Origin of the sequence: Bradyrhizobium sp., assembly GCF_036009065.1 — a bacterium.
GTDB lineage: Bacteria > Pseudomonadota > Alphaproteobacteria > Rhizobiales > Xanthobacteraceae > Bradyrhizobium.
Window position 1 is genome coordinate 15,372 of the sequence record NZ_DASYMN010000307.1, and the last position, 26,592, is coordinate 41,963.

Genomic DNA, 26,592 nt, shown 5'->3' on the forward strand with positions numbered 1-26,592 from the left:
GCAGAGCCGGGGCCCAAAGGCGGGGATTTGTGGGTGGGGTCCCGGTTCTGCGAAGCAGCGTGAAGAACGCTGCATCGCGCCCGGGACACGAGGGCAGACTATCGGGCCCGGAGCGGGGTGACGGTCGATTCTGCGTCTGCTTCGTCGGTCTCGTCGGCCTTGGGCATGGCTTCGATCACCGCGATGCCGCGGGTGTGGCAGATGTTCGCCAGCCCCGCCGGCAAGGGCGCGTCGGTGACGAAGGTCTGGATCTGACTCATGTGGGCGATGCGGACCGGGGCGGTCCGCCGCATCTTGGTGGAATCGGCGACCAGCATGACGCTGCGGGCATTGGCGATGATGGCCTGCGCCGCCTGCACTTCGCGGTAATCGAAGTCCAGGAGCGCGCCTTCCTCGTCGATCGCCGAGGCGCCGATGATGGCGTAATCGACCTTGAACTGGCCGATCAGGCTGACCGCGGTGGAGCCGATCAGGGCGCCATCGGCGCGGCGCACGGTGCCGCCGGCGACGATCACCTCGATGCGCGGATGCCGGTACAGCAGCATCGCGACGTTGAGGTTGTTGGTGATGACCAGCAGGTCTTCATGCGAGGTCAGCGCGCCGGCGACCTCTTCGGTGGTGGTGCCGATATTGATGAACAGCGAGCAGCCATTGGGAATCTGCGCCGCCGCGGCGGCCCCGATCGCCTTCTTCTCGTCGGCGGCGACGAAGCGGCGGGCCTCGTAAGCGAGGTTTTCCACCCCGGACGCGATGATGGCGCCGCCGTGAATCCGCGTCAGCGAACGATGGTCGACGAGGTCGTTGAGGTCCTTGCGGATGGTCTGCGCCGACACCTCGAACCGCTTTGCAAGATCCTCGACCATAACCCGGCCGAAGGCGCGGGCGAGGTTGAGAATCTCGGATTGGCGATGGCTCAAGCCCGGCATGGCGGCACCTCACGCAAAACGGGCCATATGGTGCTGCGGTTCGGCGGGAAGGTCAACGAGGCAGATTGGTCCTGGTTAACCATCAGATCCGACGAGTTAGACTTGCCTGCCGAAGAAACCAGACTCCCGGTTGACTCGCCAGGCAGTATCAATGCGGCGCACCTCGCCACGGGACGGGGGCAAAACGCCGATGCTGGAATGCAATGCCGATTTTTGATATAGCCAAACTGAAGGCAGCCGAGCCCGCCTTGCGGGCGGGGAATCCGCCGCGCGGCGGTGTTCGGTTCGATCGCGCGGGGCGATGATCGCTCCGACAGCGACATCGATATTCTGGTGGAATTCGAGCCCGGCGCCGAAGGGACGATCTACGAATATGTGCGGCCGAAAGAATTCATCGCCAGCCTGTTCAACGGTCCCGTTGACGTGATTGACCGGGACGCGCTCAAGCCTCATCTGCGCGCGCCGGCCGCGCGCGATACGTTCTATGCTTTCATGCGCGGGCTTGACCCGCGCATCCATCAATCTTCGTAACAATCATTTCGAAGAAGATGGATTGCCGGGTCAAGCCCGGCAATGACGAGTGGGGAATTAATCCGGCCGCACCATCTCGAACATGGCGTCCGGATTGATCACGAAATAATCGCCCTTGCGGCCGCCGCGCACGATCGGGCGAGCCAGCGCGGTCTGGTAGACGCCGTCCTTGATAAAAGCCTTGTCGATATGGACGGCGACCACCTCGCCCAGCGTCAGCCAGGCCTGCGCCTTGTTGCCGTCGGCGCCTTGCAGCTGGATGATCTGGGTCAGCTTGCATTCGAACGAGACCGGGCTTTCCGCGACGCGCGGCACATTGACCAGCCTGCCCGGCACCGCGGTGAGGCCGGCGATGGTGAACTCGCTGACATCGTGCGGGACATGGGCGGCGGTGGCGTTCATCTGCTGCGCGAGATCCATGGTCGCGAGATTCCAGACGAACTCGCCGGTCTCCTGGACGTTGACGACGCTGTCCTTCCAGGAGGTCGAGGAAAAGCCGATGATCGGCGGATGATAGTTGAAACCGTTGAAGAAGCTGTAGGGCGCGAGATTGACATGGCCCTTGGCATCGCGCGAGGAAATCCAGCCTATCGGCCGCGGTGCGATGATTGCGTTGAAGGGATCGTGCCGCAGGCCATGGCCGTTTTTCGGCTCGTAAAAATGCAGGTCCTTCGGGCTTGAGGCGTCCACGCGGTTTGTCCTTCTTGATTTGCGTCATTGCGAGGAGCGAAGCGACGAAGCAATCCAGTCTTGCTTGTGGCCCTCTGGATTGCTTCGCTGCGCTCGCAATGACGAACTACTTATTCTTCGGCGCCAGACCGGCGAGGATAAAATCGATCATCTGGTCGATCGACGGGCCCGGCTTGTCGACGCATTGCGCGATCATCTGCGGATGGAAGAACCGCATCATCGCGGTGCAGGCGCACATCGCCGCCAGCGGCACGTCGGGCGCTTCGAATTCACCGGACGCCGCGCCCGAAGCAATCACTTCGGCAATGGTGCCGGTGATCTGCTCCATATGCGCGACGCAGACCTGCCAGCTTTCCTGCATCGCGATTTCGACCATCTCGTGCAGCTTGGAATTGCCGACATAGCGCTCGGAATTCATGCGATGGATCGTGGTCATGAGTTCGCGCAAACGGTCCGCCGCCGGCCCAGGCCCCGACGCAATCGCCTGCGCCGCGTCCTCGACTTCGCCCATCAGGCCGCGCGCCACGCCTTCATGGATCGCCTTCTTGGAATCGAAGAAGCGATAGACGTTGGCCGGGCTCATCCGCAGCACTTTGGCGATGTCGGCGACGGTGGTCTTCTGGTAGCCGATTTCGCGGAACAAACGCTCCGCCACCACGAGAATCCGCGCTCGCGTGCCAGCTTCGTTATTGTCGGCGACCATCGTCATGTCAGTACTTACTGTTCAATTATTCCGCTGCCTCGGCAAGCGGAAATGCAGGCTGTTGCGATTCGCCATGATGCTGCGGCGCAAGGTCAACATGTTTACGGCCGCCGGTTTCTTCAAGGCTTTTGCGGAACCAGAGCGCATAGAGGCCCGGCAGATACAGCAGGGTCAGGAAGGTCGCGACGAACAGCCCGCCCATGATGGTGATCGCCATCGGACCCCAGAACGCCGAGCGCGACAGCGGAATCATCGCCAGGATCGCCGCCAGCGCGGTGAGCACTACCGGGCGGGCGCGGCGGACGGTCGCTTCCACGATCGCCTCCTTGCGGGTCAGGCCGGCGGCCACGTCGGTCTCGATCTGGTCCACCAGGATCACCGCGTTGCGCATGATCATGCCGGCCAGCGCGATCAGGCCGAGCAGCGCCACGAAACCGAACGGCTGGTTGGCGACGTTCAGGGCCAGCGACGCGCCGATGATGCCGAGCGGCGCCGTCAGGAACACCAGCAGCAATCGTGAAAAACTTTGCAGCTGCATCATCAGCAGCGTCAGCATGACGATGACCATCAACGGAAACAGCACGAAGATCGAGGCGTTGCCCTTGGCGGATTCCTCGAACGCGCCGCCGGCCTCGATGCGATAGGCCGGCTGCAGGCTGGCGCGGATTTCCTGCAGTTTCGGCCAGATCTGGTTGGTGACATCAGGCGGCTGCACGCCGTCGACCACGTCGCTGCGGACGGTGATCGCCATGTCGCGGTTGCGCCGCCACAGGATCGGTTCCTCGTGGGCGTATTCGATTTTGGCGATCTGGGTCAGCGGCACCGCGACGCCGTTGCGCGAGGTGACGGTGAGATCGCCGACGCGGCCGAGATCAAGCCGCTCGGAAGGCACCGCGCGGGCGACCACGCCGACCTTCTCGATGCCGTCGCGCACGGTCGTCACGGGCGCGCCTGATATCAGCATGCTCAAGGCTTGCGAGACGTCCTGCGGGGTGAGGCCGAGCGCGCGGGCGCGGTCCTGATCGACCACCAGCTTCAGATACGGCGACTGTTCGTTCCAGTCGAGCTGCGGATCCTTGACGTTCGGGTTTTGCCGAACCACGTCGCGGACCTTATAGGCGATCTCGCGCACGGTGTTGGGGTCCGGGCCGATCACGCGGAACTGGAGCGGGAAGCCGACCGGCGGGCCGAAATTGAAGCGATCGACGCGGACGCGCGCTTCGCTTAAGCTTCCGTCATCGACCGCGTTTTCGATCCGCGCCTTGATGCGCTCGCGCGCTTCGACGTTCTTCGCAACGATGACGATCTCGGCGAAGGCCTCGTTCGGCAGTTGCGGATTGAGGCCGAGCCAGAACCGCGGCGAGCCCTGACCGACATAGGCGGTGTAGGTCACAAGGTCGCCGTCGTCCTTGAGCAAGGCTTCCGCCTTCTTCACGGCCTTTTCGGTGACGTTGAAGGCGGTGCCTTCGGGCAGACGCAGCTGCAGGAACAGCTCGGGGCGCTCGGAGAGCGGGAAGAACTGCTGCTGCACATGACCGAAACCGACGATGGAGAGCGCGAAGATACCGACCGTCGCAGCAACCACCTTGATGCGATGCTCGACGCACCACGCGATCATGCTGCGCAGGATTCGATACACCCGCGTCTCGTAGACCGCGTGCGGATCGTGGTTGTGGTGAACGGTGATGTTCGGCAGCAGCTTGACGCCGATATAGGGCGTGAAGATCACCGCGACAAACCAGGAGGCGACCAGCGCGATCGCGACGATCCAGAAAATGCCGCCGGCATATTCGCCGACCGCCGAGTTGGCAAAGCCGATCGGCAAAAATCCCGCCGCGGTGACCAGCGTGCCGGTCAGCATCGGAAACGCCGTGGATTCCCAGGCGAAAGCCGCCGCGCGGGCGCGGTCCCAGCCCTGCTCCATCTTCACCACCATCATCTCGACCGCGATGATGGCGTCGTCGACCAGCAGCCCGAGCGCGATGATCAATGCACCGAGCGTGATGCGATGCAGGTCCAGCGACATCGCATTCATCACGATGAAGACGATCGCCAGCACCAGCGGCACCGACAGCGCCACCACGATTCCGGTGCGCCAGCCCAACGCCACGAACGACACGAACAGCACGATCGCCAGCGCTTCGATGAAGGAATGCACGAATTCGCCGACGGCGTGCTCGACCACTTTTGGCTGGTCGGCAATCTGCTCGACGCTGATGCCCTGCGGCACCGCGGCCATGAATTCATTGGTGGCCTTCTGCACGTCCTGGCCGAGTTCGATGATGTTGACGCCCTTGGCGGTGACCACGCCGACGCCGAGCGCGGGCTTGCCTTCCTGGCGCACCTTGAAGGTCGGCGGATCGACATAGCCGTGCGTGACGGTGGCGATATCGCCCAAACGAAACACCCGGCCATTGCTCTCGACCGGTGTTTCGGCGACCGCCTTGGCGCCGTCGAGCGCACCAGTGACGCGCAGCGGCACGCGTTGCGACGAGGTTTCCACCGTGCCGGCCGGCACGACATTGTTCTGCTTGGCGAGCGAATCGAACAGCGTCTGCGGCGTGATGCCCAAGGTCGCCAGTTTTGCATGCGAGAACTCGACGAAGATGCGTTCGTCCTGGGCGCCGTAGAGGTCGACCTTGGTGACTCCAGGCACTTTCAGCAGTTTTTGGCGCAGGCCTTCGGCGGTCTTTTTCAACTGCGCGTAATCGGCGCCGTCGCCGGTCATCATATAGAGGATCGAATCGACGTCGGAGAATTCATCGTTGACGACGGGGCCGAGCAGGCCTGCCGGCAACTGGCCCTGCACGTCGGCGAGCTTTTTACGCAACAGATAAAAAAGATACGGCACGTCTTTCGGCGAGGTCGAATCCCTGAAGGTGACCTGCATCGCCGTGAAGGCCGGTTTCGAATAGGTCTGCACCTTCTCGAAGCCTGGCAGCTCCTGCAGTTTCTTCTCAATCGGATCGGCGACCTGGGTCTGCATTTCGGACGCCGTCGCACCCGGCCAGATCGCCGAGACGTTGACGACCTTGACAGTGAAGAACGGATCCTCGGCGCGGCCGAGCCGCTGGTAGGAGAAGAAACCGGCGGCGCCGAGCGCAACAACCAGGAACAGGATCAACGCAGGATGGCTGACCGCCCAGGCGGAAAGATTGAAGCGTTTCATCGTAACTCTCCTACCCTTGTTTTCGTCATTGCGAGGAGCTCTTGCGACGAAGCAATCCAGTCCGTACCCGGCCTCTGGATTGCTTCACACATCGGGCGCGCATTTGCGCGACCCGCTGGCTCGCAACGACGGAGTAATTTCAAAATGAAAGCGACGACACGACCCGCACCTTCTGGGCCGGATCGAGTTTCTGCACGCCGAGCACGACGACCTTTGCGCCCTCGTTAACGCCGCCGGATATGACGACGTCGTTGCTCTCATAGGATTTCACGGCGACCGGCTTTAGCGTCACGTCGCCCGATGCATCGACGATATAGAGCGAGGGATGGCCGCCTTGTGAAAACAGCGCCGACAGCGGTACCCGCGCGACGCGCTCGGTGGCCGGATCGGCCAGCGTCAGGGTCGCCGTCATGCCGAGCGACACCTTGTCGCCGGCATCGGGCAGCGAGAATTTTGCGAGATAAGTGCGCGTCGCGGGGTCGGCAGTGGGCGCGATCTCGCGCAGTTTTGCGGGGTATTTCCTGTTCGGCTCGGACCACAGCGTCACCGAGGCCGTACCGTCCTTCGCGCGTCCGACCAGAGTTTCGGGTATCGCGACCACGGCCTCTTTCTCGGCGAAGCGCGCGACGCGGATGGCGGTCTGCCCGGACGCGACCACTTGTCCGGCATCGATCAGGGTAGAGGTGACGACGCCGCGGGTATCGGCGACCAGCGTGGCGTAGGACAAGCTGTTCTTGGTCAGGCCAACCGAGCGTTCGGCGCGATTGAGCCGCGCGCGGGCTTCATCGGCGGCGGCCCTCGCCTGGTCCATCTGCGCGTCGGTGGTCCAGCCTTTGACACGCAAGTCCCTGGCGCGCGTCTCGGAGGCAGCGGCCTGCGCCAGCACGCCGGTGGCGGCGGAAAATTCGGCGTCGGCCTGCTCGGCCTGCAGCTTCAGATCGACTTCATCCAGGGTCGCCAGCGGCTGGCCGACATCGACGGTCTGGCCGACCTCGACCAGGCGCTTTGCAACCTTGCCGGGCACCCGAAAGCCCATGTCGGTTTCGATCCGGGGCCTGATGGTGCCGACGAAACTGCGCTCGGGAGATTCGGCCTCATAATGGACGGTGGCGACCAGAACCGGCCGGCCGGGCGCCGATTTCTCGGCCACCTTTTCATTGCAGCCAACCAGCGCAACCGCCAGCAGCGCGATACTCGCACCGGTTAGGAGCTTGTAATAATTAGAAAAAATCGAATGGGCGAACATGATGGGCTTCCCTCGATGAACCTGAGGGAGACTGTGGATTATTTACTGACGATTGTCAACATTCGTCAGTGATCAGGATTTTGTGAACAGTTTGTAATTTCGGGCGTGCGCCGTGGGCCGCGAACCCGGAAACCAGCCACAGCGCCTGATTCTGGATTCCGGGTTCGCGCGAAAACGCGCGCCCCGGAATGACGGGGCTACTTCGTCGCCTGCCCCGCAAATTCAGCCTTGGTCGCGTGCCCGCCCAAAAACACCAGCAGCCCGCCGATCAGCGGCAGCACCGCCAGCACCAGCAACCCCGTCGAGGTGTTTCCCGTGGCTTCCTTGACCCAGCCGATCAGGTATGGTCCGCCGAACCCGGCGAGATTGCCGATCGAATTGATCAGCGCGATGGCGCCAGCGGCCGCGGTGCCGGACAGCCACGCGGTCGGCAGCGTCCAGAACGTGCCGAAGGTGCAGAAGATGCCGATCGCCGCGACGATGAGCGCGATCATCGTCACGGTCGGATCGGTCACGAGGCCGGAGATGCCGAGACCGATCGCGGTGACGAACAGCCCGAGCGCGACATGCCAGACCCGTTCGCGCGTGGCATCGGAATGCCGCGCCCACAGCATCATCGCAACCGTTCCGAACAGATACGGGATCGCGGTGACGAACCCGGTCTGCACGTTGGAGAAGCCAAAGGCCTTGACGATTTGCGGCAGCCAGAACTGCATGCCGTAGAGCGCGCCGACGAAGCCGAAATAGATCAGGCTCAGCGTGATGACTTTCGGCGAGGTTAGCGCCTGCCCCAGCGTCAGGTGCACCGCTTTCTGCTTGGCGGCGTTCTCAGCGGCAAGACGCGACGATAGCCAGGCCTTCTGCCCGGCCGAGAGCCAGTCCGCCTTCTCCGGCCGGTCGGTGAGATAGAACCAGGTGACGATGCCGAGAGCCACGGAAGGGACGCCCTCGATGATGAACAGCCACTGCCAGCCTTTCAGGCCCATCATGCCGTCGAGCCCGAGCAGCAGCCCCGAGATCGGCGCGCCGATCACGGTGGAGATGGGAACGGCGATGGCAAAGGCGGCGATAAAGCGCGCGCGATATTCGGCCGGATACCAGTAGGTCAGATACAGGATGATCCCGGGAAAGAATCCGGCCTCCGCGACGCCGAGCAGGAAGCGCAGGATATAAAAACTCCATTCGCCCGACACCGTCGCCATCAGCGCGGAGATAATGCCCCAGGTCACCATGATGCGCGCGATCCAGCGGCTGGCGCCGAATTTCTCCAGCGCCAGGTTGCTCGGCACCTCGAAGATGAAATAGCCGATGAAGAAGATCCCCGCGCCCCAGGCGAACACGATCGGCGAAAATTTCAGCTCCGCATTCATGGTCAGCGCCGCAAAGCCGAGATTGACGCGGTCGAGGTACGAAAAGAAATACGCCAGCATCAGAAACGGAATGAGCCGCCAGGAGATCGCGCGGATGGTGGAGGTTTCGAGCGCGGATTTCGCTGACGTTGCGGCGGTTGCGGCGGTGATCGGCATCAGTGTGCTTCCCGATTTGACTTCTGGATGTTGCTATTGGCATGTGCTGTTAGCAATTTTCGCCGCGACACCGTCATACAGATTGCGCAGAGCCGCATTCCGCAAACGAAAGACACTCCATGGCTGACCCGCAAATCCGCTTCGACGATGGCGCCGGCTACGAGCGGATGATGGGCAAATGGAGCCGGCTCGCGGGCGAGGTGTTCCTCGACTGGCTGAAGCCGCCCTCCGGCTTGCGCTGGGTCGACGTCGGTTGCGGCAACGGCGCATTCACCGAACTGCTGGCCGAGCGCTGCGCGCCGGCGGAAATCCAGGGCGTCGATCCATCCGAGGCGCAGCTTGCCTTTGCACGCTCGCGTCACAGCGCTGATATCGCGCGGTTCCGCCAGGGCAACGCGATGGCGCTTCCGTTTGACGACCGCAGTTTCGATGCGGCCGTGATGGCGCTGGTGATCTTCTTCGTTCCCGAGCCGCCGGCCGGCGTCGCCGAGATGGCGCGCGTGGTTCGCCCTGGCGGACTGATCGCAAGCTATGCCTGGGACATCGAGAACGGCGGATTTCCGAACGAGCCGCTGCTCGCCGAGATGCGCGCCATGGGACTTCCGCCGATCCGGCCGCCGAGCGCCGCTGCCTCGCGCATGGAAAACCTGCGCACGCTGTGGAGCGGCGCGGGCCTCGAGCGCATCGAGACGCGCGAGATCACCGTGCAACGGACGTTTGCCGATTTCGACGACTTCTGGGGCGCGGCGCTGCTCGGGGCAAGCATCAAGGCAACCGTCGCAACGATGCCGCCGGACCAGCTCGAACATCTGAAAGAAAGCGTTCGCACGCAGCTCGGCGCGGATCAGGGCAAGCCCGTCACCCTCGGCGCCCGCGCCAACGCGATTCTGGGCCGCGCCCCGGCTTAGACTGGACCGTCACCAAGGCGAGCCTATGCACGCGGCGGCGTACTGACAGGGCTCTGCCTTACCGCCAGCACCAGCAGCGGACACGCCGCTACCAGCACGGCGGCGAAATAGAACGCGGCGCTCGAAGTGCCCCAGCGGTCCGCGAGTTCGCCGCCGACGGCCGTTCCCAGCACCAGCCCGCCATAATGGATGGTGTAGAAAATTCCCATGCCGATGGCGCGCTGCTCGGGGAGCAAGACCCGCGCCGGCAGCTTCATGATCACGCCGGCGGGGATGCCGCCGATCAGGCCGATCGCCGCGAAGATCAGCGCGCTTTCCATAAAATGGCCGGCGGCGACCAGCAAGGCGGCGAACACCGCCGAGCCCAGCGTGAGGATGAGATTGGCGCTGCCGAGCCGGTCGGCGAGAAATCCGCCCAAGGGCACCGACACCATCGACAGGAACAGCACCAGCGTGACGGTCGAAGCGGCGGACGCTGCCGAATAGCTGCGCTCGGTGAGCAGCGTGACGCCAAACGAAAATGTGATGGTGGACGCGACGTTGTAGAACCCCCAGGTCAGCCCCGCAGCAACCAGCGAAACAATAACGCTACGCGGCATGGTCACGCGCGGTCTTGCCGCGCCGTTCGCGGCAGCGGCATCGGTCTGCATCGCGCCGTAGAACCCGAGGAACAGCGCTAGGCCGCAGGCGACGACGGCGGCCGAGACGATGAGGGCGGCATGGCCGCCCCATGTCGCCGCCACCGTCGGCAACGTAAACAGCGCGAGGATGATGCCCGCCGGCCAGCAATTGACAAAGACCGCCATCGCGCCGGCGATCTCGGCATCGGCAAACCAGTCCGCCACCATCTTGGTCATGATGACGCTGACGATGACACCGCCGGCGCCGGCCAGCAGCCGGCCGGCGATCAGCGCAGTCCAGCCGGGAATCAGTATCGGGACCAGTCCGCCGACGATGGCGAGAATGAAACCGAGCGTCACCGCGAACCTGTCGCCGGCGACGTGACCGATCGCGCCCCCGGCCAAGGGCAGGATCACCCCCGGCAGCGCATAGAGGCCGATCAGCAATCCGGCATCGCCTAGGTCGAGGCCAAGCTCGGTTCGCAGCACCGGCGTGATCGCCGCAATGGTCTGAAACTGGTACGCCAAACACATCCGCGCAAGGAACAGGATTGCGAGGACCAACCAACGTCGCTGCATCAAGTCTCCTCCGCCGAGCGCCGTTTGATCGATCGGTCGGTGCAGGTGCAGCGACGGGCAAACTCTCTGGCGATTCAGACTAAGCTGCTTTGAATGTATTTTCAATTACCGGTGGTGGCACAATCAGGAGTGGAATTTTTCGATTATTCACGCCGCTTGCCTGCCAGTCGGCAACCGACATCACGCGGCCGATTTGCCTTCATAGGCTTTCTTCAAAGTGGCGATATCGAGCTTGACCATCTGCATCATCGAACGGCACGTTGCGGTTCCGACATTCCGGTTGATGATTTTTTTACGCCGCATGGTCAGGCTCGTCCCTACTGTATGCACACATCTTTGCAAGGATCGATTTGACCCGCAGGTCCACGCCAGAAAGACGAGTCTTTTTCCGAAACCACACACATTTCACCGTCATCCTGAGGAGCCGCGCGCTTGCGCGGCGTCTCGAAGGATGGCCGCAGGCACTTGTGGCCATCCTTCGAGGCTCGCCGAAGACGGCGAGCGCCTCAGGATGACGGCGGGGTTGCTTGGCGGCAGATGTGTGAATCCAGTAGGGCTCGTCCCGGCCATCCACGTCTTCATGCTGCGAGGCCCTAAGACGTGGATGCCCGGCACAAGGCCGGGCATGACGAAGTCTGGTTCAGACCATCACGTCGCGATCGGCGGCGGCATGGTGAGGAAGGCGCGGGTGACGTGCCAGAACAGATGCCGGTTGGTCGCGAGCGCCAGCGAGTGCGCGGTGCCGGGCAGGATGACGAACTGGCGGTCGCCGTTGGGCAGCGCGTTATAAAATTCCTCGAGATCGGCGACGGTGGCGATGCCGTCATATTCGCCGCGCACCAGCAGCACCGGGGACAGCACTTTTTCCGGATGCACCACCGGCAAATTGGCGGTCATGTCGAGATAAGTGCCGGTCGGAATCTGGTCGCCGAACTGCATCTCGGCATCGGCCAGCGCTTCGACCGCGGCGGGGTTGCTGGTGCCCGGTTTGTCGCGCGTCGCGATGGAACGGATCATCTCGCGGTCGCGCTTGCGCATGTTGTGCGAGCGGAAATAGGCGAGCTGCTCGGCGCGTTTTGTCAATGTCGGCGAGCCCTCGCCCTTGTAAGTGAACGCCGCGAATACCAGCCGGTCGCAGCGCTCCGGCGCCACCATGGCATAGGCGCCGGCACGCAACGCGCCGGAGGATTCACCGAGGAAATGGAATTTCTGCTGGCCGGTCTCGCGGGTAACGATCTCGGCGGCGGCTTTCAGGTCCTCGACGCCGCTGGCGATGTCGGAATTGCCGGAGGTGCGTCCCGACTTGCCGTAATTTTCGTGGTCCATGGTCCAGCAATCAAACCCATGGCGGGCGAACTCGTTCATGACCGAATATTCGCCATGGTCGGGGACGTCGAGATCGAACACCCGCGAGGTCACCGACGAGCCGTGCACGAAGAACAGCACCGGCAGCGGCGGCTCGCCCATCACCGGCGCGCTGAGCCGCTTGCGATACATCCACAACGGCACGTCGCCTTTCTTGGCCCAGTATTCGCTGCTCCAGATTTCACCGCCTTCCGAAGGCTGCGCGGGGGCGGCTTGCCCCGAGCCCGCACCCAACGCTGCGACAACGCCGGCGCCGACACCAAGGCTTGCACCTTTGAGCAGCGTACGCCGGGCGAGTTTGTGATCGAGATGGGTCATTTTCCTCTCCTCGATTGCAGATTGTTGCTCGCGACAAGCGTAGCAGACCGGCATCCCGATTGCGAGACGATGGGCCGGGCGTTGACGGCGGCAGCGCTGCGCAATTAACTGGATGCCATGGCAGCAGACGACCAGATGGGATGGCGGGAGCAATTTTCCCTTTCGCGAGAGATCAAGGCGAATTTACGCGTTCTTCCTACGCGGGAACTCAATTCCGAAACTCCCGCAGAACTGCTCGACCAACGCATCACACCGATCGATCTGCTGTTCGTGCGCAACACCGGAAGGATGCCGGCGTTTTCGAGGGCCGAAATCGAGAACTGGACCTTGACCATCGACGGCGAGGTCGAGCGGCCGCAACGCTGGACCATCGATGAATTGAAAGCGGTCGGTTCGCGCAATGTCATTGCGGTGCTGGAATGCGCCGGCAACGGCAGAGCCTATTTCCCCTGCAACCGGTTGATCAATTTTCTCGACGCAAAGGCGATGGCGCTCGACGGCATGATCTCGCGCATCCCGTTCGCAAAACCGTATCAATTCGCGCGCAGCTTTCGGCCGCGGTGGAAGAAGTGGCCGTGGTTTGCCGGCACGGTGATGTGGGCGGACGGCGCGGTCGGCTGCATCGAATGGACCGGTGTGCCGCTCGCCGCACTGCTGCAACGAAGCGGGGTCAAGGCCGGCGCTGTCTATACCGGCCACCACAGCGCCGACCTTGCACTTGGCGGCACGAGCCCGGCGTTGTCGCGAGGCCTGCCCATCGCCAAGGCCTTGCATCCCGACACGCTGGTGGCGTGGGCCATGAACGGCGAGGACATTCCAGCCATTCATGGCGGCCCGCTGCGGCTGGTGGCGCCGGGATATCCGGGTTCGGCCTGGCAGAAGTGGATCGACCGCATCGAGATTCGCGACCGGGTGCACGACGGCCGGCTGATGGAGGAATACCGCATCGACGGCGAGGTAATCGAGGAGATGCCGGTGAATTGCGTGATCACGCGGCCGGCCAATGGCTTCGCAACCCGGACCGGACAACCGCTCGGCGTCGGCGGTTATGCCTGGAGCGGACGATCGGGAATAGGAAAGGTAGGCGTTTCGGTCGACGGCGGCGCTTCATGGCGTGAGGCTGTCCTCGGCGAAGCGCCGGCCGGCCGGTTCGCCTGGCGGCGCTTTGACATCGAATTTGCCGAACTGGCGCCGGGACCGGTTGAAATCATTGTCCGCGCCCATGACCAGGATAGCGAGCAGCCGCTGACCTCGCGGAGCCGCGCCGGAAATCCGATCGGCTATTGCAACAACGTCGCACGACGGGTGCGTGGACGCGTCGTCTGATTGCCGGCTTCTCTTGACGGGGAAGCACGCTTTTCGAAAAAGGACCGCTGACTCCGGACAACCGCGGGTCTAGTCTTGGCGGCACCAGCCAGCCGACCGGAAAAAATCCGGCGACGCCAGGGAGGAACCCATCATGAGCAGCCAACTGACCGACGAAGAACTTGCCGCACTGATGCCGTCCGAACTCTGCCAGTACCAGACCCCGATCCCGACCCAGATCGTGGCGTCGGACGAATTCTATCCCGATCCGCAGAACGAAAGACAACGAGAAGTCGAGAACCGGCTGCTGGCGATGGCCGACGATCTCGGGGCTAAGCAGGGCATGGACCGCCGCAAATTCTTCCAGACCGCCGCCGGCATGGCCGCATCCTTTGTGGCGATGAATGAGGTTTATGGGCCGCTGTTCGACGTGAGCAAGGCGGAAGCCGCCACGCCCGCGATGGCGCAGGAGCGCGCCAGCGCGCTGAAAGACCAGTTCATCATGGATATGCATACGCATTTCCTGCGCGACGACACCCGCATCATGACTTTCGTCAATATGCGTACCGCCGTGGGCAAGGCCGGCTGGAACAAGGAGCTCGGCAGCCGCGAGCAGACCATCGAGGATCTGAAATTCAACAACTACAAAAAAGAGATGTTCCTGGACAGCGACACCAAGATCTCGCTGATCTCGTCGGCGCCGTCAGACATCGAGCAGGACTGGTTCCTGACCAACGAGCAGATGGCAGCCGCGCGCAAGAGCATTAACGACGAAGCAGGTTCGCGCCGGGTGTTTTCGCACATGATCTTCACGCCGGGGCAACCGGGATGGCTGGAGAAACTCGACGCCGGGCTCGCGCTCAAACCTGAATCCTGCAAGGGCTACACCGTCGGCGACAACACTCACAAGGACATCAGCCGCTATCCCTGGCGGATGGATGACGAGAAGGTGGCTTACAAAGGCTATGAGAAGATGGTCGCGGCCGGCATCAAGAATGTCTGCGTCCACAAGGGCCTGTTCGCGCCGGGAATCGAAAAGCAGTATCCCAACCTCCGCGGTTTTGCCGACGTCGCCGACGTGGGGCAGGCGGCCAAGGACTGGCCGCAGCTCAATTTTGTCGTCTATCACTCGGCCTATCGCCATGTCGGCGGCGATCCGAAACAGGCGCTGGCTGAATTCGAACGCACCGGGCGCATCTCCTGGGTCAGCGATCTCGCCGACATCCCCGCGCAATACGGCGTCAGCAATGTCTATGGTGACGTCGGGCAGCTGTTCGCGACCACGCTGGTGGCCGAACCGAATGTCTGCGCGGCCCTGATGGGCACGCTGATCAAGGGGCTAGGCGCCGATCACGTCTGCTGGGGCACCGACGCGCTGTGGACCGGCGCGCGCCGCAATGGCAAATCGAAGGCCTGCGCCGGCTGGAAATCCCGGAAGCGATGCAAAAGAAATACGGCTATGCCCCACTGGGCGCCGCCGACGGGCCGGTCAAGACCGCGATCTTCGGCGACAACAATGCGCGGCTCTACAACATTCAGCCCAAGCGCGCGATGCTGGAACTGAAGGGCGACCGCTTCGCCCTGATGAAGGCGGAGTACGAGAAGGCGGGACCGGAGCCGTCGAACACACGTTATGGCTATGTGGTGCCGAACGGAAGCGTCGATCATTCGATGTTTGCGTGAACCTTCACCTCTCCCGCAGGGAGAGGTCGACTCGCATCGTCAGATGCGAGTCGGGCGAGGGGTTACGGTCTATCGGTAGTCCGAGCGTGAAGTGACCTCCGGCTTTGCGCACCACGCCGCGAAGAGCTTCGCGCTGCGTTGCGTCCGGGCTATTTCGGCGCCGGATGCACCGGGTCGACCCACGGCACGGTCTCCGGCTTTTCCACCGGCTCGATGTCGAGATTGATCGCGACCGCCTGGCCGTCGCTGCGCACCAGCACGCATTCCAGCACTTCGTCAGGGCTGGCGTTGATTTCCTGATGCGGCACGTAAGGCGGAATGAAGATGAAATCGCCGGGGTTGGCTTCGGCGGTGAATTGCAGATGCTCGCCCCAGCGCATTCGCGCCTTGCCCTTCACCACATAGATGATGCTTTCGAGATGGCCGTGGTGATGTGCGCCGGTCTTGGCGTCGGGCTTGATGGTCACGGTGCCGGCCCACAATTTCTGCGCGCCGGCGCGGGCGAAATTGATCGCGGCCTTGCGGTCCATGCCCGGCGTCGAGGGCACGTTGGGATCGAGCTGGTCGCCGGGAATGACGCGCACGCCGTCATGCTTCCAGCGGTCGTGTGCGTGATCGTGCGTGCCGGTCATGATGTGCCTTTTCGGAAATCGTTGCCGGCGAAAGGTACAGAAAACCGGGGTCACAAACCAGACAGCCGAGGAACATTTGACCCGACGGGGACTTGTCCCGTCGAAGCTTAATCACCGGACAAGGAGAGTTCCATGGGTAGCACGGCAGACAAAATTAAAGGCGCCACCAATGAAGCCATGGGCAAGGCCAAGCAGGGCGTCGGCGAAGCCGTCGGTTCCGACCGGCTGCAGGGCGAAGGCGCCGTCCAGGAAGTGAAGGGCAAGGGCCAGCAAGTCCTCGGCGACGCCAAGGAAGCCACCAAGGACGCCGTCAACAAGGCTGCCGCCGCGGCCAACAAGAAGCTTTGATCGATCGAGATCGATCGTATCGACGTCGAGAGACCGGCCCCTCGCGGCCGGTCTTTTTTGCGACGCAATGCGATTGGGTTCCACCGCTGAATAGCGGGGATAATTATTGAGCAGGGCGTGACGGAAGGGGCGGCTCAAGATCATGCCATGCCCGCTTCATGGCAGAAAAAGCACGGACGATGATGGGCTCGTGGCGTCGCGACGCCAGACAGGCCAGACTGAGATCGCAGGTAATCGACACGCTATCGGCAATAACGAAATTGCGCTTGCGATCCCTGCGGTTCAGAGTGGACTTGCGTGCAAGGCTCAAGCCTATGCCGGATTCAACGAAGTCGATCATCGTCTCCTCCTGATCGGTCTGTGCAACGCGTTTCGGCATGATCCCGAAAGGACGGAAAATATCATCGAGCATACGCCGATGCGCCGAAGGAGAAGGCGTCGCCAGCCACGGCAGGTTGACGAGGTCGCGCCAACCTTTGCCCATGACCTTCTCGTTCCATGCAAGAGGAGCGATGACATGATAGGTAAAGCACATCAACGGCGCGAATGTGAATTTGCCGGACTCGCTTTCGCGCTCAGGCAAGATTTGGGCGGATATAGATCGCTCAGGTGCCGCGTCGATGTAGAATCCGACATCGAGTTCGCCCCTGCCGATCTGCGCCAGCACTTCGTCGGTCATGCCGTGGCGAAGAAAGACTTCGACCCGCGGCGACGAAGCCGTCAGTTCCTTGATAAAAATCCCGAGGCGGGTGAATTCGGGGTCGACAACGGTGCCGACGCGAAGTGTTTCGCGCAAAACGTCCTTGAGGGACGCCGCGGCGGCCCTAAAACCCGACAGACCCGAAAGCGCATTTTGGGCGTGAGGCAGCAGAGCGGTGCCGGCTTCGGTCAATGTGAGACCGCCGGGCGTGCGGTTGAACAGCAAAAGCCCCGCGCTTTCTTCGAGGCCTTTCAGTTGCAGGCTGACCGCCGGCTGGCTGAGATGCAATGACGTTGCCGCGCGCGAAACGCTGCCCTCACGGGCCACCGTGACGAAGCAGCGCAAAGCCTGGGGCTGCGGAAGGTCGGTCATTTGGAAATCTTATACTGGATTTCCAATAACTCATTAGACAGAAATGTCTATTGCAGATCACTATTTACCGCCGACGAAACCCTGCGTTGCTATCGGCCAAAATAAACGGTAGCCGATTTTGCAGCATTTCGTATGCCGCGGGGGAGAAGATACCAGATGTCGTCGGGCTTCAGGGCAACAATCTTTAGCAAATTCAATGGCTTTTTTACGACCGCAGCGGCTGCAGCTTTTGTTCTGATGATGGGGCCCCTGGCATCGGCGCATGCCGAGACCTACCCCGAGCGGCCGATTCAAATGGTGATTCCCGCCGGGCCAGGCAGTAGCACCGACACCATCATGCGCGCGCTGGCCAAGTTCGCAGCCCCCCTGCTGGGCCAGCCCATCGTTATCCTCAACAGGCCCGGCGCCAGCGGCACCATCGGCGTCGGCAGCGTGGCTCGCGCCTCCAATGACGGCTACACCATCGGCGGGGTGTGGAGCGGGCCGATCACCATGGCGCCCCATGTGGCCACGCCGAGCTATACGCCGGCCGACTATCAGATCGTCACCATGACCACGGAAGCGCCGGGCGTGTTATGCGTCCAACCCGGTTTCCCTGCGAAAAACGCCGCCGAGTTTCTGACAGAACTGCGGAACAACCCCGACAAATACACCTATGGATCCGACGGCGTGGGCGGTTTCGTCCAGTTCGCAACCGCACGGATTTTCGAGGCCGCCGGCGTGCGTCAGCGCCTCATTCCCTATTCGGGAGCGGACCAGACGGTAACCGCCTTCATATCCGGCACCATCGACATCTACGGCGGCGCTATCGCCACGATCCTGCCCTTCGTCGTGGAGGGAAAGGCGAAGTGCCTGCTGGTAACCTCGGCGCGAAGATACGCAGCGTTGCCCGACGTTCAGAGCCTGGCGGACATCGATCTGTCACGGGCGCAGACCCTGTTATGGCGCGGCATCATCGCGCCGCGTGACATACCGGCGGATCGGCTCGAAAAGTTGCGCGCCGCCTTCTCCGATGCCGCCATGAATCCGGAATTCAAAACGATCGCGGAGAGGCGCGGCGAAGAGATATGGAACATAAGCCCGGATGAGGCGGCCAAATATGTGCGAGACGAATACGCCCAAATGGAGCGCCTCGCAAAGCAGCTTCAATTGAAGCAAAATTGATCCGGAGCCCGCATGCCGTTCGTCAGCTCGGTTGATGGCGCCACGTTACACTACACGGTGCACGACTACACCGATCGCTGGCGCAGCGCCGACATCATCATGCTGGTTCACGGCTTCGCACGCTCCGGCGAGTTTTGGTTCAACATTGTTCCGTATCTTTCGCGGTTTTATCGCGTGATCTGTCCCGATCTGCGGGGACTGGGCAGATCGGTGCCGTTGGCCGATCCGGCCGCGTCCATTTCCATGGCTGCGTATATCGGCGATCTGGAGAGCGTTGCGGACCATGCCGGCGCGAAGACGTTTCACCTCGTCGGGGAATCGATCGGGGGCGCAATCACCCTGATCTTCGCGGCGGAGCGGCCGGATCGCGTGCGCACGCTCTCCGTCATCGCGCCCGCCGTATGGGCCAACGAATGGATACGCAAGGCCTATGCGGTGGGATTTCCGAGCTGGGAGGCGGCGATCCGAACGCTGGGCGTCGAAGGCTGGGCGCGCAAGTCGAACAGCCTCGCCCGCTTTCCCGCCGATTTCGATCCCGCCTTCATGGAATGGTACGCCAGCGAAGTCGGCAAGGCCGATGTCGAGGTTGTCGCGGCAATGGTCAACTTTGCCGCCGCGGTCGACGCGCGGCCCTATCTCGAACGGATAGCAGCACCCGTGCTCGCGCTGTACCCAAGCGGCGGCAACATCGCCTCCGCCGAACAGGAGGCGGCGCTTCGCCAGAACGTCAGGTCCGTGCATGTGTCGCACATGAACACGCCCTATCAAATGCTCGGGATGCTGCAGCCCGCCGCATGCGCCAAGCAAATTCTGAATTTTTCGTCATTACACGACGGTGCTGTCTGTCACGAATAGGAGTCACCATGCCCAGTCCCATGACCAAAAAAACTTCCGAGCTGCCGTTTCTCTACCTGGACGGCGACTCTGTAAAGATCCGCCGTCACCTTCGTATGGTGACGGCTCTTCTCCAGATTGCGGATCCGAAAGTCGAACAGGCTCTCTTGGTCGTTCTGGAACGTCTCGCCGCCGCTGCGCAAACGTCCGACAAAACCCGGCCGCCATCAGCCGGCAGGGGCGCCCGGCGGCGACGAAAGCTTCCGCAAGCATCCTAAATGCTTGACAGGGGCCGCCTGCAAGCCGGCTCAAGGCTGGGCGCAACCGGTTCCAAGTCAAATCGCCACGACGCTCAGCTCACCTCTCCCCGCAGGGGAGAGGTCGACGCGCATCGTCAGATGCGCGTCGGGTGAGGGGATTTTCCGCGAGTCCCAGTTGCGTGGAGAGTCCCCTCACCCGAAGCCTGCGCTGCGCTCCGGCTTCGACCTCTCCCCTCCGGGAAGAGGTGAGAAGAGCCACTTCAACCTAAATTCATCAGGCTCAAGGCTGGCGCTTCTCGCGCTGCCTTGCGGAGTCGATCGCATCCGCATTGACCACGTTGCTCGGCGTGCCCGCCGCATATGCAACGATCTGGTCGAAAATATCGGTGAACTGGATTTCGTACTCGTCTCGCGTTACGTAGCCGATGTGCGGGGTGCAGACCACGTTGGCCATGGTCAGCAGCGGGTCGTCGGTGTCGCGCAGCGGCTCCTTCTCGTAGACGTCTACCGCGGCCATGCCCGGCCGTCCCGCGCGCAATGCATCGACCAGCGCGCCCGCCGCGATCAGCGGCGCGCGGCTGGTGTTGACCAGCAGCGCCGTCGGCTTCATCCGCGCCAGATCATCCGCCGTGACGATGCCGCGTGTCGCCTCGACCAGGCGCATGTGCAACGACAGCACGTCGCACCGTTCGAAGAATTCCTGCTTGCTGGCGGCGGCCTCGTAGCCGTCGGCACGCGCCCGCGCCAATGCCGTCTCGCGCGCCCATACCAGCACGTTCATGCCGAACGCCTTGCCATATCCGGCGACGACGACGCCGATCCGGCCGTAGCCGTAGATGCCGAGCGTCTTGTCGCGCAGGGTATGGCCGACGCCGAGCTGCCAGCGGCCCGCTTTCAGCGCCGCCATCTGCTGCGGAATTTGCCGCATCGCAGCCAGCACCAGTCCCCAGGTCAGTTCGGCCGCGGCGTAGGACGGCGTCCCCGCATGCTGGCTCGACGAGACGATGATGCCGAGCCGCGTGCAAGCCTCGATGTCGATATGCGGATAGACGCTGCGCTGGCTGATCAGTTTCAGGTTCGGCAGGCGTTCCAGCAGCGGCGCGCGAATCTGGGTGCGCTCGCGGATCAGCACCAGCGCCTCGGTGTCGTGCAATCGCTCCGCCAGCGCGTCGACGTCCTGAACATGATCGTTATGGATCGTGACCTCGTGTCCATTCAGCTTGGCAAAGCAGTCGAGCGTGCGCAGCGTGTCGAAATAATCGTCGAGGATGGAGATGTTCATGGGCCCCTCCACATCATGCCCGGCCTAGTGCCGGGCATCCACGTCTTTACAACATCGCCGCTGGCAAGACGTGGATGGCCGGGTCAAGCCCGGCCATGACCAACTCGATTGCCAGTTACGGAACTCGCCTCAATACCCCAGCGCGCAGCCGTCCTTGCGCGGTTCGGAGCCGCCGGTGAGCGTGCCCTTGTCCCAGTCGATCCAGATCGCCTGGGCGCCGCCGAGGGGTGCGACAATGCCGGTGGTCTGGTGGCCGATCTTCTTCAGGCCCTCGACAATGTCTTTCGGCACGCCGTCCTCGAGCTGATACACGCCTTCGTAATGCAGGCCGCGCGGCTGATCCATCGCTTCCTGCACGTCGAGACCGTAATCGAGCATGTTGGTGAGCAGCCGGGTCTGGCCGACCGGCTGGTACTGTCCGCCCATCACCCCGAACGACATGTTCGCGCGGCCATTGATGGTGGTGAGGCTCGGAATGATCGTGTGCAGCGGCCGCTTGCCAGGCTGAATGCAGTTGGGATGGCCGGGCTGCACCCGGAAGCCGGCGCCCCGGTTCTGCAGCAGCACGCCGCTCTTGTTGGAGACCACCGCCGAGCCGAACGAGTGCGCGATCGAGTTGATGAAGGAGCAGACGTTGCGGTCCCTGTCGATCACCGTGATGTATACCGTCGACGGATTGATCGGCGGCGACACCTTTGGCAATTCGAGCAGCCGGTCCATCCGGATTTTCTTCGCGTATCCTTCGGCGAACTCCTTCGACAGGATGCGCTTGACGTCGACATCGACATAGGCGGGGTCGCCGATATCCTGCTCGCGCATCAGGTAGGCGATGCGCGCGGCTTCGGCCTCAAGATGAAACCGCTCGATGCTGACAGGCGGATATTTCGTCAAATCGAAATTCGACAGGATATTCAGCATCACCAGCATGGTGATGCCTGGGCCGTTCGGCGGGCACTGCCAGACGTCGTGGCCTTTGTACAGGGTGCCGATCGGCGTGGTGGTCTCGGTCGTGTGCGCGGCAAAGTCTTCCAGCGTGTGCAAGCCGCCGAGGCCGCGCAGCGTTTCGACGATGTCTTCGGCGACCGCGCCCTTGTAGAAGCCATCGCGGCCCTGCTTTGCGATCGTGCGCAAGGTCTGGCCCAGCTCCGGCTGCTTGATCACGTCGCCGGCGACCGGCGCGTTGCCGTGCGGCAGCAGATAACGCGGGGTGTTGGTGCCGCCGCGCAGTTTCTCCAGGGCATTGTTCCAGTCGAACGCGATGCGGGGTGCGACGATGTAGCCTTCCTCGGCGGCCCTGATTGCCGGCTGCAGCAGGATGGCGAGGCCGAGCTTGCCGTGATCGCGTAAAATGGTTTCCCAGGCGTCGATCGCGCCGGGCACGGTGACCGAATGCGCGCCGGTGGTCGGGATCGCGAGCATCTTGTGCTCGATGTACCACTCTGCCGTTGCCGCCTTTGGCGCACGGCCCGAGCCGTTATAGGAGACGATCTTGCCCTCGCCCCTCGGCTGGATCAGCGCAAAACAATCACCGCCGATGCCGGTGGACTGCGGCTCGATCACCCCGAGCAGCGCGCAGGCCGCCACCGCGGCGTCCGCGGCGGTGCCGCCGGATTTCATGACCTCGATCGCGGTGAGCGCCGCCAGCGGATGCGACGTTGCCACCATCGCGTTCTGGGCGTGCACGGTGGACCGGCCGGGGAGATGGAAATTCCTCATGTAAGATGGCTCACTTTATTGGTTGTTGGTGGCGTCAGCCGCCGCCGCGCGGCGCGCGTCTACATGACATTTCAGCCGCGCGAGGGCAATGCTTGGGGATGGCTGGCGCCTATGCGACGTCGCGTAGCCCGGATGAGCGAAGCGCAATCCGGGGATGTAGCCGCGACGAGGTCCCCGGATTGCGCTTCCGCTCCATCCGGGCTACAGGCTTTTCCCGCGCGTGCCCTTGGGATAAACCACCGGCATGCCGATCACCGTCGCCGCCTTCTACCAGTTCGCCGCGCTGCCGGATTTCCGGGAGCTGCGCGAGCCGTTGCGCGCGATATGCGCCGACCTGTCGTTGAAAGGCAGCGTGCTGCTGGCGCATGAGGGCATCAACGGCACGCTGGCCGGCAGTCACGATGCGATCGGCGCGATGCTCGCGCAATTGCGCGATGGCGCGCTGTTCGGAGGCCGGCTCGACAATCTCGAGCTGAAATTCTCCCGCGCGTCCGCGGTGCCGTTTGCGCGGCTGAAAATCCGGCTGAAGAAGGAAATCGTCACCCTCGGCGACAGCGAGACCGATCCGACCAGAGCGGCCGGCATCTATGTCGACGCCGCCAACTGGAACAAGCTGATTGCGGCGCCCGATACGCTGGTGATCGACACCCGCAACGCCTTCGAAGTGGCGATGGGCAGTTTTGCCGGTGCGGTCGATCCCGGCATCAGGAGTTTTGGGCAGTTCAAGCAGTTCGTAGCGCGAACGCTCGATCCGCAAAAACATCGGAAGATCGCGATGTTCTGCACCGGCGGCATCCGCTGCGAAAAGGCCAGCGCATACCTGTTGTCGCGCGGCTTTGCTGAAGTCTATCACCTCAAGGGCGGCATCCTGAAATATCTGGAAGCCGTGCCGGAGAGCCAGAGCCGTTGGCGCGGCGAATGTTTTGTATTCGACGAGCGCATCGCGCTCGGCCATGGCCTGCGCGAGCGGGAAACGGAAACTGCATCCGATGAGTGACACAAAAACACTCAGCGAGCGCATCGACCTGCTGGAGACCCGGCTGACGTTCCAGGACGAGACCATCGAGACGCTGAACAAGACCATCACCGCGCAATGGCAACAGATCGACGCGCTGACGCGGCAGGTCGAGGCCTTGAGCGAACGGCTTCGCGAGGCTGAAGCGAATGCGCCCGGTGCGGCAAACGAACTGCCGCCGCATTATTGAGAGCGGAGCGGGCTGAAATGCCCGCCACAATCACCGCCGTCATCCTGAGGTGCTCGCCCTCTTGGGCGAGCCTCGAAGGATGGACAACAAGCGCTCGCGGCCGTCCTTCGAGACGCCGCGCGAACGTGCGGCTCCTCAGGATGACGGCTGGTTTGTGGCAAGCGAAGTTTGCTGCGCCAATCTCCGGTCCCTGAGCTCGCGCTTCAGCACCTTGCCGATGGCGCTGCGCGGCAAGATGTCCACGATCGCGACATCGGCGAGCCGCTGGGTCTTGCCGACGCGGCCGTTGGTCCACGATTTCAGTGCAGCCGCGTCGACCGACGCCTGCGATTTCAGCACCACGAACGCCACCGGCGTCTCGCCCCATTGCTCCGAGGGCATGCCGACCACGGCGGCCTCCATGACATCGCCGTGTGTGGTCAATTCCGCCTCGAGGTCGCTCGGATAGATGTTAAAGCCGCCGGAAATGATCATATCTTTCTTGCGGTCCATCAGCGTGAGAAAGCCGTCGGCGTCAAAGCGCCCGATATCGCCGGTGCGGACGAAGCGTTTTCCGGTTTCATCGTGCCAGAAGGTTTCGACGGTCTTGCCCGGCTGGTTGAGATAGCCCTGCATGACCGCCGACGAATGGCCGACGATTTCACCGATTTCGCCCACCGCGACCGGCCTGCCGTCGTCGTCGATCAGCCGCATTTCGTGATCGGGCATTGGCTGGCCCACGGTGTGCAGCTTGTCTGGATGCTCGTGCGCCAGCAGCACGCAGGAGCCGCCGCCCTCGGTCATGCCGTAAAATTCCGTCAAGCCGCCGGGCCAGCGCTTCAGAATATCGGCCTTCAAATTCGCGGCGAACGGCGCCGAGGTGCAGAATTTCATCCGATACGACGACAGATCGAAACGCCCGAAGTCGGGCAGCGCCATGATGCGGCGATACTGTACCGGCACCAGCATGGCGTGGGTGGCGCGATGCTTTTCGCTCAGTTCAAGGAAACCGCGCGCGTCGAATTTCTTCATCAGCACCACGGTTCCGCCGCCGGCAAAAGTGGGATTGAAACAGACCAGCGTGGTGTTGGAATAAAGCGGCGTCGAGAGCACCATCACCGCATCGGGACCGAGGTCGAGCGAATCGAGCTGGCCATATTGGCGCCAGCGCAAATAATGCGAATGCACGATGCCTTTCGGCGCGCCGGTGGTGCCGGAGGAATAGATGATGTTGAAGGTCCAGTCGGGATCGACCGTCACCGGCTTTGGCTTTGTCCCTGCCTGCGCGCACCACGCGCTGAACGGCCGTCCCCACCCGCCGTCGTCGAGCGAGACCCGCAACGGCGCGGCCGCGGCCGATCCCATCGCCGCCGCGGTGGCTTCGTCCATGAATAGGATCTTTGCGCCGGAGTCCTTTACCATCGCCGCGAAATCACGCGGGGTCGAGGACGGCGCCAAAGGCGCCACCGCGACGCCCGCCCGCAGCGCGCCGAGAAAGGTCGCGGCATATTCGATCGAGCTCAGCGCGCAGATCGAGATAACGTCGCGCGGCTGCAGTCCGTCGGCCTGCATTGCCGCCGCGGCGCGGTCGACCAGATCGTCCAGGCCCCCATAGCTCAGTTGGCGCTCGCCGTCGATCACCGCGACGCGATCCGGCGCGTCGACCGCGGTCTGTCCAACCAGCGCATCGAGCGCGATGAAATCCGGCATGGTTTCTCTCCCGGTTTTAGTCTTACCCTCCCCTGGAAGGGGAGGGTCGACACGCGTGAAACGCGTATCGGGGTGGGGTGAAGCGTTCATCCGCGGCTTCACCCCACCCCGGTCGCGCATTGCGCATTGCGCATGCGCGCCGACCCTCCCCCTCCAGGGGAGGGTAAGAAAGTCACTACCGATCCAGCTTCTCACCCTTGAGCCACTTCGCGCCGCTGGCGTAAAGCCGCTCTACCGCCTCGCCTTTCAAGCCGGGCATGTCAGGCTTTATCCTGTAGCCGATCTGGCTCTGCAGGTAGGCGAGATGACGATAGCCTTCCGGAAAGCTCGCCAGCAGTTTTGCGTCGAGCGTCAGCGACGCCGCCGGCTCGACCGGATCCATGCGGTCCTTTTCGTAGATCGGCTGGCGCAGCACCAAACCCCAGCGCCCACCGCGCTTTTCGAGGAAATCGTAGAACCTGCCGGTGCAGACCACGTCGACGACAACCTCATGCACCGATGCCCGTTGCGAGATGGTCATCTTGGTCTGCGAGACCGCGCGGTGTCCGGCAAGATCGATCGATTGGCCGCCGAGAAAATGCAGGATCGAGACGCCCTTGGCCCAGCCCGCTTTGCTCATCTCGATGAATTCATCGGCGGTGCCCTGGGTCCAGGTCGCCATCATCCGGCCGTCGTCGAACCACACCGAGCGAAACCGCTCCCAGTCACCGGCGTCGCGCCACACCACCCAGGTCTCGATCAGGTCGCGAATCGCAAGGCGGTCGCGTAGTTCGCCATCCATTGCATCCTCCGTCATTCCGGGAGCGCTTCAGTGCGGCCCC

25 protein-coding genes are annotated in these 26,592 nt (G+C 63.0%); 10 read left to right on the forward strand and 15 right to left on the reverse strand.

All coding sequences use genetic code 11. The annotated features are described in order from the left end of the window. Window positions 1–98: 98 nt before the first annotated feature. Window positions 99–926 carry a DeoR/GlpR family DNA-binding transcription regulator gene (locus VGP39_RS18795; protein WP_327569604.1) on the reverse strand — a complete coding sequence of 276 codons (828 nt, stop codon included), beginning with the start codon at window positions 924–926 and terminating at the stop codon, window positions 99–101. 276 nt (window positions 927–1,202) lie between these two features. Here VGP39_RS18795 and VGP39_RS18800 point away from each other — a divergent pair, with 276 nt between their 5' ends. Further along, window positions 1,203–1,457: a nucleotidyltransferase domain-containing protein gene (locus VGP39_RS18800; RefSeq protein WP_327569605.1), complete on the forward strand. Its 255-nt coding sequence runs from the start codon at window positions 1,203–1,205 to the stop codon at window positions 1,455–1,457. 57 nt (window positions 1,458–1,514) lie between these two features. Here VGP39_RS18800 and VGP39_RS18805 read toward each other — a convergent pair whose 3' ends face one another. From VGP39_RS18805 to VGP39_RS18825, 5 genes are all read right to left on the reverse strand, one after another. Continuing rightward, the gene (locus VGP39_RS18805; RefSeq protein WP_327569606.1) at window positions 1,515–2,147 is read right to left on the reverse strand and encodes a flavin reductase family protein; all 633 of its coding nucleotides are present in this window, start codon (window positions 2,145–2,147) and stop codon (window positions 1,515–1,517) included. A 106-nt stretch (window positions 2,148–2,253) separates the two neighbouring features. Next, window positions 2,254–2,856, reverse strand: a complete 603-nt coding sequence (locus VGP39_RS18810; protein WP_327569607.1) for a TetR/AcrR family transcriptional regulator — start codon at window positions 2,854–2,856, stop codon at window positions 2,254–2,256. Between the two features lie 19 nt (window positions 2,857–2,875). Continuing rightward, on the reverse strand, window positions 2,876–6,019 hold the full coding sequence (locus VGP39_RS18815; protein ID WP_327569608.1) for an efflux RND transporter permease subunit: 3,144 nt from the start codon (window positions 6,017–6,019) through the stop codon (window positions 2,876–2,878). Window positions 6,020–6,158: 139 nt separating this feature from the next. Beyond that, window positions 6,159–7,265: an efflux RND transporter periplasmic adaptor subunit gene (locus VGP39_RS18820; protein WP_327569609.1), complete on the reverse strand. Its 1,107-nt coding sequence runs from the start codon at window positions 7,263–7,265 to the stop codon at window positions 6,159–6,161. Between the two features lie 197 nt (window positions 7,266–7,462). Next, the gene (locus tag VGP39_RS18825; RefSeq protein WP_327569610.1) at window positions 7,463–8,791 is read right to left on the reverse strand and encodes an MFS transporter; all 1,329 of its coding nucleotides are present in this window, start codon (window positions 8,789–8,791) and stop codon (window positions 7,463–7,465) included. A gap of 119 nt (window positions 8,792–8,910) precedes the next feature. Between VGP39_RS18825 and VGP39_RS18830 the strand changes: the two genes are divergently transcribed. Next, complete coding sequence (locus VGP39_RS18830) at window positions 8,911–9,699, forward strand: class I SAM-dependent methyltransferase (protein ID WP_327569611.1); 789 nt, start codon at window positions 8,911–8,913, stop codon at window positions 9,697–9,699. Window positions 9,700–9,722: 23 nt separating this feature from the next. Here the strand turns inward: VGP39_RS18830 and VGP39_RS18835 are convergent, their stop codons facing one another. The 3 genes from VGP39_RS18835 to VGP39_RS18845 all read right to left on the reverse strand — a co-directional run bounded on the left by VGP39_RS18835 (window position 9,723) and on the right by VGP39_RS18845 (window position 12,581). After that, window positions 9,723–10,898 (reverse strand): CynX/NimT family MFS transporter, encoded by a 1,176-nt coding sequence (locus tag VGP39_RS18835; protein WP_327569612.1) that lies wholly within the window; start codon window positions 10,896–10,898, stop codon window positions 9,723–9,725. Between the two features lie 180 nt (window positions 10,899–11,078). Further along, window positions 11,079–11,201, reverse strand: a complete 123-nt coding sequence (locus tag VGP39_RS18840) for a hypothetical protein (protein WP_327569613.1) — start codon at window positions 11,199–11,201, stop codon at window positions 11,079–11,081. 345 nt (window positions 11,202–11,546) lie between these two features. Beyond that, on the reverse strand, window positions 11,547–12,581 hold the full coding sequence (locus tag VGP39_RS18845; RefSeq protein ID WP_327569614.1) for an alpha/beta hydrolase: 1,035 nt from the start codon (window positions 12,579–12,581) through the stop codon (window positions 11,547–11,549). A 117-nt stretch (window positions 12,582–12,698) separates the two neighbouring features. On the opposite strand from VGP39_RS18845, the gene VGP39_RS18850 reads away from it, so the two are divergent. From VGP39_RS18850 to VGP39_RS18860, 3 genes are all read left to right on the forward strand, one after another. Next, window positions 12,699–13,907 (forward strand): sulfite oxidase, encoded by a 1,209-nt coding sequence (locus tag VGP39_RS18850; protein ID WP_327569615.1) that lies wholly within the window; start codon window positions 12,699–12,701, stop codon window positions 13,905–13,907. 133 nt (window positions 13,908–14,040) lie between these two features. Next, the gene (locus VGP39_RS18855; protein WP_327569616.1) at window positions 14,041–15,450 is read left to right on the forward strand and encodes an amidohydrolase; all 1,410 of its coding nucleotides are present in this window, start codon (window positions 14,041–14,043) and stop codon (window positions 15,448–15,450) included. Then, a complete protein-coding gene (locus VGP39_RS18860) occupies window positions 15,438–15,569 on the forward strand; it encodes a hypothetical protein (protein WP_327569617.1) in 132 nt (43 codons plus the stop codon). The genes VGP39_RS18855 and VGP39_RS18860 overlap by 13 nt, the downstream gene beginning before the upstream one ends. A 149-nt stretch (window positions 15,570–15,718) precedes the next feature. Here the strand turns inward: VGP39_RS18860 and VGP39_RS18865 are convergent, their stop codons facing one another. Then, window positions 15,719–16,201: a cupin domain-containing protein gene (locus tag VGP39_RS18865; protein ID WP_327569618.1), complete on the reverse strand. Its 483-nt coding sequence runs from the start codon at window positions 16,199–16,201 to the stop codon at window positions 15,719–15,721. A gap of 132 nt (window positions 16,202–16,333) precedes the next feature. On the opposite strand from VGP39_RS18865, the gene VGP39_RS18870 reads away from it, so the two are divergent. Next, the gene (locus tag VGP39_RS18870; RefSeq protein WP_327569619.1) at window positions 16,334–16,549 is read left to right on the forward strand and encodes a CsbD family protein; all 216 of its coding nucleotides are present in this window, start codon (window positions 16,334–16,336) and stop codon (window positions 16,547–16,549) included. A gap of 103 nt (window positions 16,550–16,652) precedes the next feature. Here the strand turns inward: VGP39_RS18870 and VGP39_RS18875 are convergent, their stop codons facing one another. Further along, on the reverse strand, window positions 16,653–17,621 hold the full coding sequence (locus tag VGP39_RS18875; protein ID WP_327569620.1) for a LysR family transcriptional regulator: 969 nt from the start codon (window positions 17,619–17,621) through the stop codon (window positions 16,653–16,655). Between the two features lie 237 nt (window positions 17,622–17,858). Here VGP39_RS18875 and VGP39_RS18880 point away from each other — a divergent pair, with 237 nt between their 5' ends. Beyond that, the gene (locus VGP39_RS18880; RefSeq protein ID WP_327569621.1) at window positions 17,859–18,785 is read left to right on the forward strand and encodes a tripartite tricarboxylate transporter substrate binding protein; all 927 of its coding nucleotides are present in this window, start codon (window positions 17,859–17,861) and stop codon (window positions 18,783–18,785) included. A 12-nt stretch (window positions 18,786–18,797) separates the two neighbouring features. Next, window positions 18,798–19,640 carry an alpha/beta fold hydrolase gene (locus tag VGP39_RS18885; protein ID WP_327569622.1) on the forward strand — a complete coding sequence of 281 codons (843 nt, stop codon included), beginning with the start codon at window positions 18,798–18,800 and terminating at the stop codon, window positions 19,638–19,640. 519 nt (window positions 19,641–20,159) lie between these two features. Here the strand turns inward: VGP39_RS18885 and VGP39_RS18890 are convergent. Together VGP39_RS18890 and ggt are read right to left on the reverse strand one after the other, a co-directional pair. Beyond that, window positions 20,160–21,161, reverse strand: a complete 1,002-nt coding sequence (locus tag VGP39_RS18890; RefSeq protein WP_327569623.1) for a D-2-hydroxyacid dehydrogenase family protein — start codon at window positions 21,159–21,161, stop codon at window positions 20,160–20,162. 129 nt (window positions 21,162–21,290) lie between these two features. Next, window positions 21,291–22,877: a gamma-glutamyltransferase gene (ggt, locus tag VGP39_RS18895; RefSeq protein ID WP_327569624.1), complete on the reverse strand. Its 1,587-nt coding sequence runs from the start codon at window positions 22,875–22,877 to the stop codon at window positions 21,291–21,293. 244 nt (window positions 22,878–23,121) lie between these two features. Here ggt and VGP39_RS18900 point away from each other — a divergent pair, with 244 nt between their 5' ends. Both VGP39_RS18900 and VGP39_RS18905 read left to right on the forward strand, forming a co-directional pair. Further along, the gene (locus VGP39_RS18900; protein ID WP_327569625.1) at window positions 23,122–23,874 is read left to right on the forward strand and encodes a rhodanese-related sulfurtransferase; all 753 of its coding nucleotides are present in this window, start codon (window positions 23,122–23,124) and stop codon (window positions 23,872–23,874) included. Further along, the gene (locus VGP39_RS18905) at window positions 23,867–24,082 is read left to right on the forward strand and encodes a SlyX family protein (RefSeq protein WP_327569626.1); all 216 of its coding nucleotides are present in this window, start codon (window positions 23,867–23,869) and stop codon (window positions 24,080–24,082) included. The genes VGP39_RS18900 and VGP39_RS18905 overlap by 8 nt, the downstream gene beginning before the upstream one ends. Before the next feature lie 135 nt (window positions 24,083–24,217). Here VGP39_RS18905 and VGP39_RS18910 read toward each other — a convergent pair whose 3' ends face one another. Further along, a complete protein-coding gene (locus VGP39_RS18910) occupies window positions 24,218–25,771 on the reverse strand; it encodes a class I adenylate-forming enzyme family protein (RefSeq protein ID WP_327569627.1) in 1,554 nt (517 codons plus the stop codon). A gap of 175 nt (window positions 25,772–25,946) precedes the next feature. Further along, window positions 25,947–26,552 carry a nuclear transport factor 2 family protein gene (locus tag VGP39_RS18915; RefSeq protein WP_414644727.1) on the reverse strand — a complete coding sequence of 202 codons (606 nt, stop codon included), beginning with the start codon at window positions 26,550–26,552 and terminating at the stop codon, window positions 25,947–25,949. Between the last annotated feature and the right edge of the window lie 40 nt (window positions 26,553–26,592).

Excerpts from the sequence above, each read along its gene's own strand:
- VGP39_RS18795 (WP_327569604.1), bottom strand. The coding sequence starts at position 926 with ATGCCGGGCTTGAGCCATCGCCAATCCGAGATTCTCAACCTCGCCCGC.
- VGP39_RS18810 (WP_327569607.1), bottom strand. The coding sequence starts at position 2,856 with ATGACGATGGTCGCCGACAATAACGAAGCTGGCACGCGAGCGCGGATT.
- VGP39_RS18815 (WP_327569608.1), bottom strand. The coding sequence starts at position 6,019 with ATGAAACGCTTCAATCTTTCCGCCTGGGCGGTCAGCCATCCTGCGTTG.
- VGP39_RS18820 (WP_327569609.1), bottom strand. The coding sequence starts at position 7,265 with ATGTTCGCCCATTCGATTTTTTCTAATTATTACAAGCTCCTAACCGGT.
- VGP39_RS18825 (WP_327569610.1), bottom strand. The coding sequence starts at position 8,791 with ATGCCGATCACCGCCGCAACCGCCGCAACGTCAGCGAAATCCGCGCTC.
- VGP39_RS18830 (WP_327569611.1), top strand. The coding sequence starts at position 8,911 with ATGGCTGACCCGCAAATCCGCTTCGACGATGGCGCCGGCTACGAGCGG.
- VGP39_RS18835 (WP_327569612.1), bottom strand. The coding sequence starts at position 10,898 with ATGCAGCGACGTTGGTTGGTCCTCGCAATCCTGTTCCTTGCGCGGATG.
- VGP39_RS18840 (WP_327569613.1), bottom strand. The coding sequence starts at position 11,201 with ATGCGGCGTAAAAAAATCATCAACCGGAATGTCGGAACCGCAACGTGC.
- VGP39_RS18845 (WP_327569614.1), bottom strand. The coding sequence starts at position 12,581 with ATGACCCATCTCGATCACAAACTCGCCCGGCGTACGCTGCTCAAAGGT.
- VGP39_RS18850 (WP_327569615.1), top strand. The coding sequence starts at position 12,699 with ATGGCAGCAGACGACCAGATGGGATGGCGGGAGCAATTTTCCCTTTCG.
- VGP39_RS18855 (WP_327569616.1), top strand. The coding sequence starts at position 14,041 with ATGAGCAGCCAACTGACCGACGAAGAACTTGCCGCACTGATGCCGTCC.
- VGP39_RS18860 (WP_327569617.1), top strand. The coding sequence starts at position 15,438 with ATGCTGGAACTGAAGGGCGACCGCTTCGCCCTGATGAAGGCGGAGTAC.
- VGP39_RS18865 (WP_327569618.1), bottom strand. The coding sequence starts at position 16,201 with ATGACCGGCACGCACGATCACGCACACGACCGCTGGAAGCATGACGGC.
- VGP39_RS18870 (WP_327569619.1), top strand. The coding sequence starts at position 16,334 with ATGGGTAGCACGGCAGACAAAATTAAAGGCGCCACCAATGAAGCCATG.
- VGP39_RS18875 (WP_327569620.1), bottom strand. The coding sequence starts at position 17,621 with ATGACCGACCTTCCGCAGCCCCAGGCTTTGCGCTGCTTCGTCACGGTG.
- VGP39_RS18880 (WP_327569621.1), top strand. The coding sequence starts at position 17,859 with ATGATGGGGCCCCTGGCATCGGCGCATGCCGAGACCTACCCCGAGCGG.
- VGP39_RS18885 (WP_327569622.1), top strand. The coding sequence starts at position 18,798 with ATGCCGTTCGTCAGCTCGGTTGATGGCGCCACGTTACACTACACGGTG.
- VGP39_RS18890 (WP_327569623.1), bottom strand. The coding sequence starts at position 21,161 with ATGAACATCTCCATCCTCGACGATTATTTCGACACGCTGCGCACGCTC.
- ggt (WP_327569624.1), bottom strand. The coding sequence starts at position 22,877 with ATGAGGAATTTCCATCTCCCCGGCCGGTCCACCGTGCACGCCCAGAAC.
- VGP39_RS18900 (WP_327569625.1), top strand. The coding sequence starts at position 23,122 with ATGCCGATCACCGTCGCCGCCTTCTACCAGTTCGCCGCGCTGCCGGAT.
- VGP39_RS18905 (WP_327569626.1), top strand. The coding sequence starts at position 23,867 with ATGAGTGACACAAAAACACTCAGCGAGCGCATCGACCTGCTGGAGACC.
- VGP39_RS18910 (WP_327569627.1), bottom strand. The coding sequence starts at position 25,771 with ATGCCGGATTTCATCGCGCTCGATGCGCTGGTTGGACAGACCGCGGTC.
- VGP39_RS18915 (WP_414644727.1), bottom strand. The coding sequence starts at position 26,552 with ATGGATGGCGAACTACGCGACCGCCTTGCGATTCGCGACCTGATCGAG.